Annotated in this window: 13 protein-coding genes and 2 pseudogenes; 10 read left to right on the top strand and 5 right to left on the bottom strand. The window is 71.2% G+C overall.

Annotated features, from left to right (window positions below; genetic code table 11):
* Nucleotides 1-252: 252 nt before the first annotated feature.
* Together ACFY30_RS09165 and ACFY30_RS09160 are read right to left on the bottom strand one after the other, a co-directional pair.
* Entirely contained in the window at nucleotides 253-1,050 is a 798-nt protein-coding gene (locus ACFY30_RS09165) for a hypothetical protein (RefSeq protein WP_390844745.1), read from the bottom strand.
* A gap of 330 nt (nucleotides 1,051-1,380) precedes the next feature.
* Nucleotides 1,381-1,539: pseudogene (locus ACFY30_RS09160) on the bottom strand (helix-turn-helix domain-containing protein); the annotation flags it as partial.
* A 915-nt stretch (nucleotides 1,540-2,454) separates the two neighbouring features.
* Between ACFY30_RS09160 and ACFY30_RS09155 the strand changes: the two are divergent.
* The 6 genes and pseudogenes from ACFY30_RS09155 to ACFY30_RS09130 all read left to right on the top strand — a co-directional run bounded on the left by ACFY30_RS09155 (nucleotide 2,455) and on the right by ACFY30_RS09130 (nucleotide 7,173).
* The gene (locus tag ACFY30_RS09155) at nucleotides 2,455-2,925 is read left to right on the top strand and encodes a DUF4232 domain-containing protein (RefSeq protein ID WP_390844508.1); all 471 of its coding nucleotides are present in this window, start codon (nucleotides 2,455-2,457) and stop codon (nucleotides 2,923-2,925) included.
* 405 nt (nucleotides 2,926-3,330) lie between these two features.
* A complete protein-coding gene (locus tag ACFY30_RS09150; protein WP_390844507.1) occupies nucleotides 3,331-4,485 on the top strand; it encodes an Ig-like domain-containing protein in 1,155 nt (384 codons plus the stop codon).
* A gap of 75 nt (nucleotides 4,486-4,560) precedes the next feature.
* Nucleotides 4,561-4,980: pseudogene (locus ACFY30_RS09145) on the top strand (aldo/keto reductase); the annotation flags it as partial.
* A 26-nt stretch (nucleotides 4,981-5,006) separates the two neighbouring features.
* The gene (locus ACFY30_RS09140) at nucleotides 5,007-5,723 is read left to right on the top strand and encodes an NAD(P)-dependent oxidoreductase (RefSeq protein WP_390844506.1); all 717 of its coding nucleotides are present in this window, start codon (nucleotides 5,007-5,009) and stop codon (nucleotides 5,721-5,723) included.
* A 220-nt stretch (nucleotides 5,724-5,943) separates the two neighbouring features.
* Nucleotides 5,944-6,468 (top strand): PaaI family thioesterase, encoded by a 525-nt coding sequence (locus tag ACFY30_RS09135; RefSeq protein WP_390844505.1) that lies wholly within the window; start codon nucleotides 5,944-5,946, stop codon nucleotides 6,466-6,468.
* Nucleotides 6,469-6,687: 219 nt separating this feature from the next.
* Entirely contained in the window at nucleotides 6,688-7,173 is a 486-nt protein-coding gene (locus ACFY30_RS09130) for a VOC family protein (RefSeq protein WP_390844504.1), read from the top strand.
* 604 nt (nucleotides 7,174-7,777) lie between these two features.
* Here ACFY30_RS09130 and ACFY30_RS09125 read toward each other — a convergent pair.
* The gene (locus ACFY30_RS09125) at nucleotides 7,778-8,182 is read right to left on the bottom strand and encodes a hypothetical protein (RefSeq protein WP_390844503.1); all 405 of its coding nucleotides are present in this window, start codon (nucleotides 8,180-8,182) and stop codon (nucleotides 7,778-7,780) included.
* 285 nt (nucleotides 8,183-8,467) lie between these two features.
* On the opposite strand from ACFY30_RS09125, the gene ACFY30_RS09120 reads away from it, so the two are divergent.
* The 3 genes from ACFY30_RS09120 to ACFY30_RS09110 all read left to right on the top strand — a co-directional run bounded on the left by ACFY30_RS09120 (nucleotide 8,468) and on the right by ACFY30_RS09110 (nucleotide 10,647).
* Nucleotides 8,468-8,665, top strand: a complete 198-nt coding sequence (locus ACFY30_RS09120; protein WP_390844502.1) for a hypothetical protein — start codon at nucleotides 8,468-8,470, stop codon at nucleotides 8,663-8,665.
* Between the two features lie 211 nt (nucleotides 8,666-8,876).
* Entirely contained in the window at nucleotides 8,877-10,205 is a 1,329-nt protein-coding gene (locus ACFY30_RS09115; RefSeq protein WP_390844501.1) for a hypothetical protein, read from the top strand.
* Between the two features lie 88 nt (nucleotides 10,206-10,293).
* Nucleotides 10,294-10,647 carry a YceI family protein gene (locus ACFY30_RS09110; protein ID WP_390844500.1) on the top strand — a complete coding sequence of 118 codons (354 nt, stop codon included), beginning with the start codon at nucleotides 10,294-10,296 and terminating at the stop codon, nucleotides 10,645-10,647.
* Nucleotides 10,648-10,700: 53 nt separating this feature from the next.
* On the opposite strand, the gene ACFY30_RS09105 is transcribed toward ACFY30_RS09110, so the two are convergent.
* Entirely contained in the window at nucleotides 10,701-11,552 is an 852-nt protein-coding gene (locus ACFY30_RS09105; protein WP_390844499.1) for a hypothetical protein, read from the bottom strand.
* 285 nt (nucleotides 11,553-11,837) lie between these two features.
* On the opposite strand from ACFY30_RS09105, the gene ACFY30_RS09100 reads away from it, so the two are divergent.
* Complete coding sequence (locus ACFY30_RS09100) at nucleotides 11,838-12,044, top strand: dehydrogenase (RefSeq protein WP_390844498.1); 207 nt, start codon at nucleotides 11,838-11,840, stop codon at nucleotides 12,042-12,044.
* Between the two features lie 156 nt (nucleotides 12,045-12,200).
* Here the strand turns inward: ACFY30_RS09100 and ACFY30_RS09095 are convergent, their stop codons facing one another.
* Nucleotides 12,201-14,576, bottom strand: coding sequence for an ATP-binding cassette domain-containing protein (locus ACFY30_RS09095; protein WP_390844497.1), 2,376 nt, complete (start codon nucleotides 14,574-14,576; stop codon nucleotides 12,201-12,203).
* Nucleotides 14,577-14,581 lie beyond the last annotated feature (5 nt).

The following is a 14,581-nucleotide window of genomic DNA, read 5'->3' as shown; positions in this document are numbered from 1 at the left end:
GAAGAGGAAGAGCCCTCAGCCTGCTGTTCCCCGAGAAACGCTGCCGGACGGTGCGTCGCATCACCGCACGCAAAGCCTTCGGGCCCACTACGCCGCCGCGCTGCGCTGATCACCGCTTGCCGGCATCCGCAGCGTGTGATCACCGAAGTCGGCAATCAGGTCCAACCTGCCGCCGAGCGCCTCGACGTACCGTGCGATGGCATCGAGACGTCACCGACATCCGCACCCGAACACCCGCTGACGCCGCGTCCGTCAGCCGTCGGTCGCCTCCATGTTGGCGGCGGAGATCGGGACCCAGCGGCCGGGACGGTGCGAGATGTGGTCGTACCGGTAGCCGTCCAGTCCCTTGGTGCTGGTGCTGCGGAAGGGGCGGCCGTGGTCGCCGACGCGGACCGTTCCGGTGCGGCCCTGTGAGGACCAGGCGAGGTCGAGGTACCAGTCGCAGGTGCAGGACTCGTTGAGCGCCGTGACCACAAAGACTTCGGGCTCCTGCAGAGACACGCGGTAGGGGAAGTCGATCGCGGGAATCTTCGTGCCCGCCCCGTCGTCGCCAGGCATCGAACGGGCCCGGGGTTGGTGCGCGTCGAGGTCCACGGAGAAGTAGCGAGGGACGATGCCGGCGCCGCAGCCGTCGCCCAAGGAGTAGAGGGTGCCCCGGTCGGCGGCGGGCGGTGCACGGTGGACCACGCGCACGTGCAGGGCCTCCAGGACGACGGCGGCGGAGCCGCGTCCCTGCACGGTGATCTGCACACCGGTGGGGCCCCCGTGCACCGCCCGCTGGGAGGAGACCCACGCCGCGATGTCCTCCGGGTGCGGCGGTGGCGCGACCTGTCCCGGCGCCTTGGCGACAACGTAGTCCTCGCCACAGCCGTTGAGTCCGAGTGTGTGGAAGTCGGCGGTCCAGGTGAGGGGAGCCACGGGTTGGGCCGTGCCTGCGCCGGCCCGGTTCGGCGTGGGGCCGCCGTCGTGGGTGGCCGACGCGGAGGGAGGCCCGGCGGCGGATGCGGTGAGACCGAGCAGCGCGACGACGAGCGAGGCCGCCGGCACCATCGACCGCAGGGGCCGTAGCCGGGGACGCCCGCCGGGAAGCCGAGACAGGGGCGACGGCAGGGTCGACTCGGGACGCCGGCCTGCCGACGGGTTCGTCCTGGGCGCCACCACGTCCTGCCTGTCCCCGCTGGCAGAAACGGCCGCTACGACATCGTCGGCGGCGACGATTGATCCCCCTGCGCCCGTGCTGGGGTGGGGCGCCGATGCCTGCCGGCCATGGGAAGGGCGCGGTCGTTGCCGCGCGGCATGGGCCAGAATCCAACGGCGGTGCAACTCCAGGCGCTCCTCGGGGGAGGCTCCGCAGAGTGCTGCGAACTGCTCGATCCCGCTGAAGTCCAGGGGAACCGCCTCTCCGGCGCAGTAGCGGTGCAGCGTGGAGGCATTCATGCCCAGACGGCGGGCCAGCGCCGCGTAGCTGCGGTCGGTGCGTTCCTTCAAACGCGTCAGCAGTAAGGCGAACTCCGCTACGTCATCGTGGATTGCAGCCATGTGGTCCGTACTCGCATCCATCCGTCGGCCTGTGCAGTCATGTCCCGATCCGGACAGCATCCCAGGCACCTCTCCACACCTGTACGTCATGACGGCCGGCATGGTTCCGGGATTGCGCCGTCCCTCTCCCCGAGCTCCTCGAGACCACCCTCACCCACGCCCACTCCGACACCATGACCGGCCGCCACAACCGGCTGATGGCTGGGGAGTGCCACTCGCACACGGGACGACAGGCACCCCGTCGACGACGCACCACCAGCGCACCGGATCGAGCGGGGACCATGAGCCGCCACCGGAAGCCGATCGCCTCGGTGCGGGCGTCGACCTGGGCGACGGTGACGATACGACGCTCAGCCGGCCCCCGCCCGATCACCTCCGCTCTCCGCCGTCACAGGGGTTTCCCATCCCGGTCAGGCATCCCAGGCTTCCTCGTTTGTGCAGGTCGTCAGGGGTGGGATCGTTCCACCGTTGCAGGTGGCCGGCGGCTGTTGTCTCAGGCCCACGAGACATCCGAAGCTGTGGCTGTCGCACCGGCTGAAGCGGCCGACCGCCCGGCAGTGCCACGCAACCCCACTCACCCGTTCGCTGGGACGCCCCTCTCTTTGGGCGCCCGGGATGCAGGGCGCGGACGCCCGAGGGGGGGCGCCCGAGCACCTCCGCCATCGCCTCGCGGTCCGGGAAGCGGACGGGTGGTGTGGTGGCGGCAGCCCGGCACGCACCTTGATCCGCAGTGCCAGACCGCGGGCGCGTGCGACCTCGTACCGATCAGAAAGGAACACGCATATGAACGTGAAGTCCCTTGTGAGCCGCCGTGTGGCCGTGGCCACGGGTCTCGTTCTGGCTCTCGGGTGGGGTGTGTCGGCGCACGCCTCCGCCACCGGGCCACGGACGACCGTAGGTAAGGCCAGTGATGCGGTGACGCACCGCTCGGGCGGCAGTGGCGCCGTCGCCGCCTGCTCCCAGGAGGTCCTCGGGGTGTCCGCCGTGAAGGAGCCCGCGGACAGCGAGGACGCCAGGCACCTCCTCCTCACCGTCCAGAACGCCGGCGACAAGAAGTGCAACCTCTACCGCTACCCGCTCGTGCGGCTCGGTGCCGGTCGGACCACGGCGCCCGTGATCAAGGACAGCGACCCGCACCCGGGGGTGCCCGTCACCCTCGCCCCGGGTGAGGAGGCGTATGCCGCTCTGCTCGTCAACGGCCCCATGGACGAATACGAGGCGAAGAGCATCACCCTCAGCCTCCAGGGTCGTAAGCCCGGCAGCCGCGCGGGCAAGCCGATCGATGTCCCCATGCCCGTCGAGACGTTGTACGCCAACGACTATCAGCGTGTCACCTACTGGACGACTGCTCCCGGTTTCGCCCTGGATTTCATCATGTCGAAGTGACGGGCCTCGGTCGGGACCGCTTCCCGGCGGCTGACCGGAACGCTCACACGGCCTGCTGAACACCGGCCGGAGTCGGCCGATGGCACGGCAAGCATCACGACACCCCCACCCGCCCCTGGGACACCCGTGTCCTCGGGTACTCAGGACGCGGGGGGGCGGTGAGGCACACGTGCGCATGGTCGGTCGGCGCGCCCGCCGCGGCGAATGGGACCGGACGACGACCGTTCCCCACCAGTCGCCGTCACCTCGCCGCACAGCGGCTGACCTCCGTTTTTTCAGCTCTGCAGTCACGACATCGCCAACTCACCCACCCCGTTCCCATCCTTCCCGGAGATCCTGTTGCCCTGCACACGCGTACTCGCCCATGGCCATGCCCGCGCCCTTGCCCGCGTCCGGGCGGTTGTCGTGGCCGCCCTGCTGGCGCCGCTCGCCGCCTGCTCGCCGAGCGCCTCCCCCGGCGTCCCGGACACCGAGGTGACGCCGGGCACCGCCGCCCCTCCCGTCAAGGTCACCGTCACTCCCACGGGAGAACAGGTCCCAGCGGGCGAGCCGGTGAGGGTCACGGCCGCGGGCGGCAGAATCACCTCGGTGACTGTCACCGACGCCGAGAAGCACAGGCTCGCCGGCAAGGTCGCCGCCGACGGCCGGTCGTGGGTCTCCGACCGCAAGGCCGTACCGGGCGCGGCATACACGGTGACGGCGGCGACCCGGACCGAGGGCGGAACCGCAACAAGCACCAGGGCCGCCTTCACCACGGCTCCGGCGGACAAGGTCAACAAGGTCGACTGGCGACCGGGCGCCGACGCCACCGTCGGCATCGCCCAGCCGGTTTCCCTGGTCTTCGACCATCCGGTCAGGAACCGGGCCGAGGTCGAGAAGCAGCTCAAGATCACCACCTCGAACGGCACCGAGGGCTCCTGGGGCTGGATAAGCGACTGGTCGGGCAGGGACCGTGTGGACTGGCGGCCCAGGACGTACTGGAAACCCGGAACCAAGGTCACGCTGAACGCCGAGTTGAACGGCACCGACTCGGGCGCGGACGGCGGCTGGTTCGTACGCGACTACACGACCACCTTCACCATCGGCGCCCGGCAGGTAGTCAAGGTCGACCTCGACAGTCATCAACTCACCCTCGTACGCGACGGCGAGACGGTCCGGCGCATACCGGTCTCCGGCGGCACGCCCGGCGGTGACAAGCGCTCCTGGCGCGGAACCGCCGTGCTCATGGCCAAGGAAGGCACGATCAACATGAACTCCGAGACGGTGGGCCTGGGCGACACCTACGACAAGATGGTCGACCAGTCGATGCGGCTGACCTGGTCGGGCATGTACGCGCACGCCGCCCCGTGGAACGCCCACTACTTCGGCAAGGCCAACCGGAGTTCAGGATGCATAGGAATGAGCGATGCGGACGCGGCCTGGTTCTACGGGCAGGTGCGGCCGGGCGACCCGTTCGAGATCACCGGCAAGGACACCAAGGGCGTGGTCGCGCCCGGGAACGGCTTCGGGGCATGGAACCTCTCGTGGACCGAGTGGCAGCGGAAGAGCGCCCTGCGCTGAGAACTGGTTGCGCGTTCCCGCCCGCTTCCCCGATCACTTGGCCTCACTCGTCGACGACGCCAGGCCGCAGGTAGGCCGGCCGGCATCGCCCTGGCTCGGCTCGAGGCCCTCGCCGCGCTGCGCGAGGAGGGCCTGATCCGGCACCTCGGCCTCAGCAACGTCGACACCAGCCATCTCGCGGAGGCTCGCGCCATCGCGCCCGTCGCCGCCGTACAGAACCACGCCGCCCAGCGTGACGAAGCGGACCTCCTCGCCGCCTGCCAGGAGGCCGGCATCGCTTTCGTGCCCTTCTTCCCTGTGGGTGGCGGTCGGGAACCCGACGACGAGCGTCTTGCCAAGGTGGCGGCCCGGCACCGCGCCACCGTCCCCCAGATCGGCCTCGCCCGGCTGCTGGCCTCCTCACCGGTGGCCCTGGCCATCCCGGGCACGGGGTCCCTCTCCCACCTGGAGGACAACATGGCCGCCGCCGCGATCACCCTCACCGACCTGTCCTGACGTCGCACACGAAAGAAGCCCCTGCCATGAAGCTGCTGATCCTCGGTGCGACCGGTCCCACCGGTCGTCATGTGGTCGATCTGGCCGTGCGGTCCGGTGACTCGGTCACGGCCTTCGTCCGTAACCCGGCGGCCCTGGGCGACCCGGCCGAGCGGGTCACGCCGGTCACCGGCGACGCCACCTCACACCGCGACCTCGCCGCCGCGGCGGCCGGGCACGACGCGATCGTCTCCGCGCTCGGCCGGGGCAACTCGGTGCGCGCCGACGGCCTCTTCACGCGCGCCTCGGCAGCCGTGCTCGGCGCGGCCGAGGAAGCGGGTGTCTCCCGCCTGGTGTGGCTGTCGTCGTTCGGTGTCGGCACCACCTTCGACTGGTCGAGCACCACACAGAAGCTGATCTACAGCACGCTGCTGCGGTCGATCTACGCCGACAAGGAGATCGCGGACGAGAGCATCCGCTCCAGCGGGCTGGACTGGACCGTGGTCTACCCGACCAGGCTGACCCACGGCCCCGCCAAGGGCACCTGCGGCGCGGGCGACCGGCTGCCGATGAAGGGCAACCCGACGATCAGCCGCGCGGACGTCGCCGCCTTCATGCACCGGGCGGCGCACAGCGGGGATCGAACTCGCCGCCTCCGGCAAGGTCGCCCCCGAGAAGGTGGTCTCCCACGTCATCGACTGGGAGGACCTGCCGGCCGCGCTGCCGGAGGGGCACCTGAAGCCGGTCTTCGTCCGGGCCCATGACTGACCGCACCCGGCCCGCACCCCACCGGCCCACCCCACCGGGAAACCCGATGCACACTTCCCTCACCGACCCACCGCCCACGGGCACTGCCACCGGCCCCACGCGAGCGACAGCCGACGAACTGGAACACCACAAGGCGGCCATCACCCGCCTCGGCCACGAACTGCGCGCCCTGGTGGAAGCGTCCGCACCGCCGCCTCCCCGGACACCCTCCACCGTGTGGCGGACGGCGTCCGCGCCGTCACCAGCCAGCTGACGGGCCGACGGCGGTCACGGACGGAGATCCCCGAGGTGGACGAGTTCCCCACAGGGACACGTATCTACAGCCCTGTGACCGGGGCCGGGAGCCCGCTGGCCCCGCCCGTCCAGGTGGCGCCCACCGCCGACGGCCTGGTGGGTCACTGCACGCTCGGCATCGCCCACGAAGGGCCGCCCGGCTACGGCCACGGCGGCATGAGCGCCATGCTCCTGGACGAACTCATGGGCCGCGCCTGCGCAGCAGCCGGAACGCCCGGCCTGACCGTCTCCCTTCAGATGCGCTATCACCGCCCGGTCCCCCTGGAAACACCTCTGCGGATCCTCGCCCGCGTCACCGGCACGGACGACCGCAAGATCTTCGTGAGCGGGTCGATCACCCCCCGGACAGACGCTGACGCGAACCTCGTCACGGCCGACGGGGTCTTCATCGCTCCCGACCCCCACCGCGCTCGCACCCTGTTCCCGGGGTTGCAGGCAGAACCGTGACCGGCCGCGAGCGGACACCCCGCAGAAGCCCTGGCGGGACGTGCGTCCAGACGTCCATGGCCGGCCTCGCGCAGCCGACCGCAAGCTGCTGTGGGCGGGTGCGTGCGGACAGGTGCCGGCAGGGGGCACATCGGTGTTTGACCTCAACCAAAGTTGGGCTTCTAGGTTCGTTCCAGAGCCGCAGGAGCAGACCGGCGGTGCCTTTCCAGGGGGTTCGTCATGGCCGAGAGCACAACTCACCTCGAGATCCCGGACCGTTACCGCTACGCCGTGATCCCGCACATCATGGTTGATGACGCCGCCGCGGCGATCGATTTCTACCGGCGGGCGTTCGGCGCTCGTGAGGAGTTCAGGATCGATGCTCCGGGCGGCGGGATTCTGCACGCCGAGATCACCATCGGACGGTCGGTGCTGATGCTGGGCGACGCCAGCGTGGACGAGGCCGAGGCCGGCTCCTTCGCCGCCCCCGCCTCGCTCGGTGGAGGCACGTCCGTCACGCTGCATGTCTTCGTGCCGGACGTCGACAGCTTGGCGAAGCGCGCAGAGGCCGCCGGCGCCGAGATCCTCCAGCCGCCGACAGATATGTTCCATGGTGACCGCACCGTCATCCTCAAGGATCCGTCGGGTCACATGTGGGTGTTTCTGACCCACGTGGAAGACGTCTCGGAGGAGGAGCTTCGGCGTCGGCTGGCCGCCGCCGGGTGACCGCTCGCGGTTGTGCACGGTGACCAGATGGAGACGCGGGTGAGCGTCTGCTCACGTGCTCAACCATCGTGCTTCGGCTCAGCTACGGCAGAGCGTCACGGAGGACAGGGAGTCCAGCTCCGCTGTCCCATGGGAGCGTGTTCAGCCGCGCGGTGATCAGGCCCGCGGTCCAGGGGCCGTCCGGCCGGTTGCGCAGGCCGGTCAGCGCGTCGCGGTACCCGTCCAGGGTCGCGCCAGTCCGAACGGCGACGGCCGTACTGGTCGGACCGGCCCGATGGACCAGGTCGCAGAGGTCCTCGTACAGCGGCCCGACGGCGCCGAGGCCGGCCGACGTGTCCGACGTCGTACGGCGCGCCGGATCGCTGTCCTGTCCGGACCGGTGCGCCGTGCCGGTCCGGTGGTCGACGAGCGTCCACGGCCCGTCTTCCGCGCGCTCCCAGTGCAGTGCCGGATCCCGCGCGTACGTGTCCCCCCTCTGCTGGGACAGGCGCGGGTACGGACGAGGCCCAGGCCGTCACACAGAAGGATGACGGCCCCGCGGCTCACGTTGTCCCCCGTCGCCTGGGCCGTCTTCCTCGTCTGTGCCGGCGAGTAGCCCGCGGGGTCAGGCGACGCCGCAGCTCCCCGGGCCGAAGCCCGCCCACTCGCCGGAGCTTGCCTCGCCGTAGCCCGCCCAGATGCAGACGCCCGTACCCTCGTCGTAGGCCTTGTTGACGGGCTTCGTCGAGCCGTTGCCGCCTGTGTTCCAGATGCTGAAGTCGTACTTGTCGCCGGGCTCGTACGGCGCGACGTCGACCTTCATGACCACGTCCCAGCCGTCGGCACAGGTGTCGGTCAGGTAGAACCACTCGCCCTCGGCCTTGAACACGCCCTTCGAGCTGTGCGCGCAGTTGGGCCGGGCACTCTCGCCGTACACGGTCGCGTTGGTCTGCGCGAACGCCGGCGAGCCCGCGAAGCCGATCATCGCCGCCGCGGCGACGACGACTCCTCCGACGCGGAACTTGTTCATGGAAACCCCCATGTCGTGAACCATCCGGGCCTCGCGGCCCGTGTGAACACGCTAGGCCGCGGTGTCCCCTCGGTACCACGGTGCACGGTGGCCAGTTCCGTCCCCGGGGTGTGCACGGTGCCCAGTCGCCACAAGGACGTGGACGAGGTCGTGGAGGCCGGAGCCGGGTGGTCAGCAGGTCGCGGTTGAGCGGCTCCGGGTAGCCCTGGTGGACGGTCGGTGCCTGAGGGGGGGACGACACTCGCTTCAGGGGCGTGGGAGTCCCTTCCGCCTTAGGGTGAGGGTGTGCGAGACGACCGACGCGACGAACCGCTCTCCGACGACGAACTCGAGCTCTTCCTGCAGTATCTCCATCGCTTCGCCCAGCACGACGTCGATCAGTTCGCGCTCCTGGAGGTGGGCGACCCCGGCCACCCGTGTTACGTGGTCCTGTCCCGGTCTCCGGTGCCCGGAACCGACCGCGCCGCCTACCGCCGTCCCTGACCGGACCGGGCGTGTCGAACGGAGTCGAACGGAGTCGAGCGGCGCCGACTTCAGCAGCCGACCTCGCCTCGCCCCCGCCCCCGCCCAACCCCCGGTGAAACTCGCGGGACCGATGACACACCCGTGCGATAGAAAGGCTGCTTCGCCGCGCCGTCCGTCGTAGGTGCACGGACGGAGCCCGGCACAGCTTTCGACCATCCGTGGGGGGAAAATGTTCAGAACGCGGGCCGCCCGGGCCGCCGTCGGCGCCGTCGCCGTCTTACTGGCCGGCATCCCGGCCGCGCACGCCGTGGAGGGACAGGCTCCTGATGTCCGGTGGGCGCACAGCGTCTCGGACGATCTCGGCACCCTGGCCGTCGGTGTCCGTTCCGACAGCGCCGTCACAGCGATCAGGGCCCATATCGTCTCCGCGGCCACCCAGCAGGAAGTCGCCGTCGTGGAGAACGACGCCTTCAGCCTCGTCTCCGGTGCGCCGGAGGACGGCGTGTGGCAGACGAAGCAGCCGCTGGACCTGGCGGAGCTGGGCAGTTACACCGTCCGCGTCGAGGCCACGGACGCCGACGGCGACCACACCACCGACAACTCCGCGGGCTCTCTCGCCTACTACGTCGCGGCGGTGTTCGAGGACGTGCGCACCGACCGCACGGAGGTGGACATCGACGACCGCCATGTGCGCGTCGACGGTGTCCTGAAGGGGCGGTGGCCGGCGACACGTGAGGTGAAGCCGCTGGCCGACCACCCGGTGGACATCGACGTCGACCACTGGACGGAGAACACCGTCCGCACCGACGCGGAAGGGCGTTTCTCCGGCACGGTCACCGTGAACGACGCGGTGCCGGTCCAGGCCGTCTACCGGCACGTCAACGAGCACCCGTACGTCCTGTACGGCGAGTCCCCGTCGACGCGGATCGGCGTCCACCAGGTGGCCACCCGCTGGACCGTCGAGGAGCCGGCAGCGGCCCGGACCATCGACTTCGGGCAGGAGGTCACGCTCACGGCGACCCTGGAGCGCGAGACCGAACAGGGCTGGGTCCCCTTCGAGGGCCAGAGCGGCGGGGTGCTGTTCGAACCCTCCGCGGGCGGTCAGTCCGCCGGCGTGGGGTACTTCACCACCGGCGCGGACGGCAAGGTCACCTTCACCCACACGCCGTGGGAGTCCGGCAGCTTCCGCGTGGCCTCGCACAGCGACGACCCCTTCATCGCCGACGCGTCCTCGAACAGTGCTCGGATCACCGTTCTGCGGGCCTCGGTCTTCACGTCGTTCTCGGCCACCCGGACACCGGACCACGGCGTGCACGTCGAAGGTGCGATGGACTTCCCCGACGGCTGGACGCCCGCCGACATCCCCGTGCACATCCAGTACTCGCGTGACGGCGAGCAGTGGGCGGACCTGGTCACGGCGGAGGCCACCTGGTCCGGCAGCGGTTACGCGTTCTCCGCCGACATCGCCGGTGCGCGGCACGGTTACTACCGCGCGTACTTCGCGGCGACCGAGGCGTTCCGGGCGGCCACGTCGGAGGCCGTGAAGGCGAGCCACTGACCTCGGACGAGGAGGGCCGACCAGGAGAGGATCCTCCTGGCCGGCCCCTCGCCGGCCACCACCGGGGAACCCCCGGCCGCTCACCTCGGTGATCCGCAGTCCTCAGACCGGCAACCCGAAGCGCGACGAGCACCTGCGCGGCCCCGGCTTCCTGGACGCGGACGGCCACCCGGCGATCACCTTCGCCTCGACGCGGGTGGAGCAGACGGACGCGAACGTCTTCAGGGTCACCGGTGACCTGACCGTCCGCGGCGTGACCGGGCCGGTCACCGTGGACTTCGTGCTGACCGGCGCCGAGAACGGTTCCCGGGGTGCCCTCCGGGTCGTCTTCACGGGCGGCGCGACCGTCCACCGCAAGGACCGGGGCGTCGGCGGGGGCGGGGGCCTGGTCGGCGAGAAGGTGGCGCTGGAGGTTGACGTCCCCGCGATCCGGCAGCCCTGACCGCGCCTCGCACCCGCCCGACCCGGACGAGGAGGGAGGACACGGCACGGGCCCTAAGGGCGTTCTCCGAGCTGGAGGAGGCCGGCGAGGGAGAAGCAGAGGGCGCCGGTGAGGGTGCCCCAGTTGGCGATGCCGGCGCTCACCGCGCTGTCCGTCGCGGGGCGGGTGTAGGCGGCCAGCGCGGAGACCATGAAGAGGGCGGAGCCGAGCTGGTTCACCGCGACGATCCACCAGCCGAGGCTGCGTGGGTGGACGCAGTACCGACCGTGGCAGAGCTCGAGGAACCCCAGGTGGCCGGAGACCAGGAAGAGCGCGCAGCCGATCACGTCCGGCACCCAGATCAGCCGGTTGATCTGCTGGACGCTCAGGCCCTGCAGGAAGGAGTCCAGCAGGGTGACGGCGAAGACGAGGGTGCCCATGAAGAGGACGAAGACGCTCACCCAGTCCACGCGCATCGGCTCGTAGCTCCACCACCGCCAGGCGGGGGTGACCAGCCTGCCCTCGCCGCCGGCGACGTGGCGGGGTGCGTTGATCACCTGGAGCAGCGAGACGTAGCCACCGGTGTTGAAGAACAGACCGCCCGCGAAGTAGATCGAGGCGCACTCGACGGCGTCGCCGGAGCCGAACTGGGCGACCGCCGCACCGGCCGCGAACAGGGCTCCGCCGACGACGAAGGCGAGGGCCGCGACGCTGTTCAGTCTGCGCAGCCGGGTGAGGCCGACGGCGTCCGCGCGGGTGGGCCGGCCGGTCGCCGCGCCCGGCTGACGGACGGTGAGCACTCCGCGCCGCCGCGCGGGCCGTGACTCCCAGAGCGCGGTGCCACCGCCCGGAGGGTGCCAGGTGAGCCGGGTGGTGAACGGCCCCGCGGCGCCCTCGGCGCGCCGGTCGGGATGCCGATTCCTCACGGGCCGAGCCTAGACGCGGGGCGGCGGACGAGGACCGCGCAACGCCGTCCCGCCGGGCGCCGGTCGGGGGAACGGGGCCTGCCGGGGGTCCGCCTGTGGTCCGGCGACACGGCGGCGGGGCGGCGGGGCGGCGCCTGTTCGTGGTCCCGCGGTACGGCACCGGGGCGGCGGGCGGGGCCTGTTCGTGGTCCCGCGGTGGGGCACCCGGGCGGCGGGGCGGAGCCTGTTCGTGGTCCCGCGGTACGGCACCCGGGCGGCGCGGGCGGGGCCAGTACGCTGCCCGGCATGTCCGACGAAGCGACGTCCCTGTGTCCCCGGTGCGGCGGCCCGCTGACCACGGGGGCCATGGTGCTGTGCGGCCGGAAGGAGGACGGGCGGCGGGTCTGCCGTGTGGTGTCGCGCCGCGACGGCCGGCACGTCTGGTGGAGAGGGGCGGACGGGCTGTACGGCGGCCTCGAGCCCTGCCCGGACCCGAAACTGTTCGCCGGCTGACGTCCACACGGACCGGAGCGGGACCGCGACCGGCCGGGATCGTCGCGGCACCCCGAAGGGGACCACGACCGCGGAGGTAATCCCGCCCCCGCACCCTGTCTCCAGGCCCCCGGGCCCCCAGGCCCCAGCTTCAGCCTCGCCCCCGCCCCCGCCCGCTCACCCGCCCACGTACGCCGCGAGGTGTTCGCCGGTGAGGGTGGCGCGGGTGGTCACGAGGGCGGCGGGGGTGCCCTCGTAGACGACGCGGCCGCCGTCGTGACCGGCGCCGGGACCGAGGTCGATGATCCAGTCGGCGTGGGCCATGACCGCCGGGTGGTGCTCGACGACGATGACCGACTTGCCGGAGTCGACCAGCCGGTCGAGCAGCCCGAGCAACTGCTCGACGTCGGCGAGGTGGAGGCCGGCGGTCGGCTCGTCGAGCACGAAGACGAGTCGGCCGCCGCCCTTGTCGGCCATGTGGGTGGCCAGCTTGAGGCGCTGCCGCTCGCCGCCGGAGAGGGTGGTGAGCGGCTGGCCGAGGGTGAGGTAGCCGAGGCCCACGTCGGCGAGCCGGCCGAGGATGCGCTGCGCGGCCGGCGTGTGCGCCTCGCCGGCGCCGAAGAACTCCTCGGCCTCGGCCACCGGCATCGCCAGCACCTCGGTGATGTCACGGCCGCCGAGGTGGTGGTCGAGGACCGCCGCCTGGAAGCGCCGCCCCTCGCAGTCCTCGCAGGTCGTGGAGACGCCGGCCATCATCGCCAGGTCGGTGTAGACGACGCCGGCGCCGTTGCAGGTGGGGCAGGCGCCCTCGGAGTTGGCGCTGAACAGGGCCGGCTTGACGCCGTTGGCCTTGGCGAAGGCCTTGCGGATCGGGTCGAGGAGTCCGGTGTACGTCGCCGGGTTGCTCCGCCGCGAGCCGCGGATCGGCGCCTGGTCCACGAAGACCACACCCTCGTCCGCCGGGATCGAGCCGTGGATCAGCGAGCTCTTGCCGGAGCCGGCGACGCCGGTGACGACGGTCAGCACACCGAGCGGGATGTCGACGTCGACGTCCTTGAGGTTGTGCGTGGTCGCGCCGCGGATCTCCAGCTTCCCGGTGGGCGTGCGCACCGTCTCCTTGGGGGCGGCGCGGTCGTCGAGGTGGCGGCCGGTGACGGTGTCACCGGACCGCAGTCCCTCGACGGTGCCCTCGAAGCAGACCGTGCCGCCCGCCGTGCCGGCGCCGGGACCGAGGTCGACGACGTGGTCGGCGATCGCGATCACCTGCGGCTTGTGCTCCACGACGAGCACGGTGTTGCCCTTGTCCCGCAGCCGCAGCAGCAGGTCGTTCATCCGCTGGATGTCATGGGGGTGCAGGCCGGTGGTGGGCTCGTCGAAGACGTAGGTGACGTCGGTGAGGGAGGAGCCGAGGTGGCGGATCATCTTGACGCGCTGGGCCTCGCCGCCGGAGAGGGTGCCCGCCGGGCGGTCGAGGGCGAGGTAGCCGAGGCCGATCTCCGTGAACGAGTCGAGGGTCTGTCGCAGCGCGGTGAGCAGCGGTGCCACCGTCGGTTCGGCGAGGCCGCGGACCCAGTCGGCCAGGTCGCTGATCTGCAGGGCGCAGACGTCGGCGATGCTCAGCCCCTCGATCTTCGAGGAGCGGGCCCCCTCGCTGAGCCGGGTGCCGTCGCACTCGGGGCACACGGTGAACGTCATCGCCCGCTCCACGAAGGCCCGCACATGCGGCTGCAGCGCGTCGACGTCCTTGGACAGCATCGACTTCTGGATCTTGGGGATCAGTCCTTCGTACGTGAGGTTGATCCCGTCGACCTTGATCTTGGTGGGCTCCTTGTGGAGGAGGTCGTGCAGCTCGCGCTTGGTGTACCTGCGGATCGGCTTGTCCGGGTCGAAGAAGCCGGAGCCCTTGAAGATGCGGCCGTACCAGCCGTCCATGCTGTAGCCGGGGACCGTCAGCGCGCCCTCGCCGAGCGACTTGGTGTCGTCGTAGAGCTGGGTCAGGTCGATGTCGGTGACCGTGCCGCGGCCCTCGCAGCGCGGGCACATGCCGCCGGTGCGGGTGTACGTCGCCTTCACCGCCTTCTTGGCGCCGCGCTCGACGGTGATCGCGCCGCTCGCCCGGACCGAGGCGGTGTTGAAGGAGAACGCGCTGGGCGGGCCGAGGTGCGGGGTGCCGAGCCTGCTGAAGAGGATGCGCAGCATCGCGTGGGCGTCGGTGGCGGTGCCGACCGTGGAGCGGGGGTCGGCGCCCATCCGCTGCTGGTCGACGATGATCGCGGTCGTCAGCCCGTCGAGCACGTCGACCTCGGGCCGGGCCAGGGCCGGCATGAAACCCTGGACGAACGCGCTGTACGTCTCGTTGATCAGGCGCTGCGACTCCGCGGCGATCGTGCCGAACACCAGCGAGCTCTTGCCCGAGCCGGAGATGCCCGTGAACACTGTGAGCCGGCGCTTGGGGATCTCGACGCTGACGTCCTTGAGGTTGTTCACGCGCGCCCCGTGCACACGGATCAGATCGTGGCGGTCGGCGAGGTGCTGTTCGACGGTGAGGCCCATGCGGC

Origin of the sequence: Streptomyces sp. NPDC000345 (assembly GCF_042898825.1) — a bacterium.
In the GTDB taxonomy this organism is placed as follows: domain Bacteria; phylum Actinomycetota; class Actinomycetes; order Streptomycetales; family Streptomycetaceae; genus Streptomyces.
The sequence above is the reverse complement of the archived record's forward strand: the minus strand, read 5'-3'. Positions and strand labels throughout refer to the sequence as shown.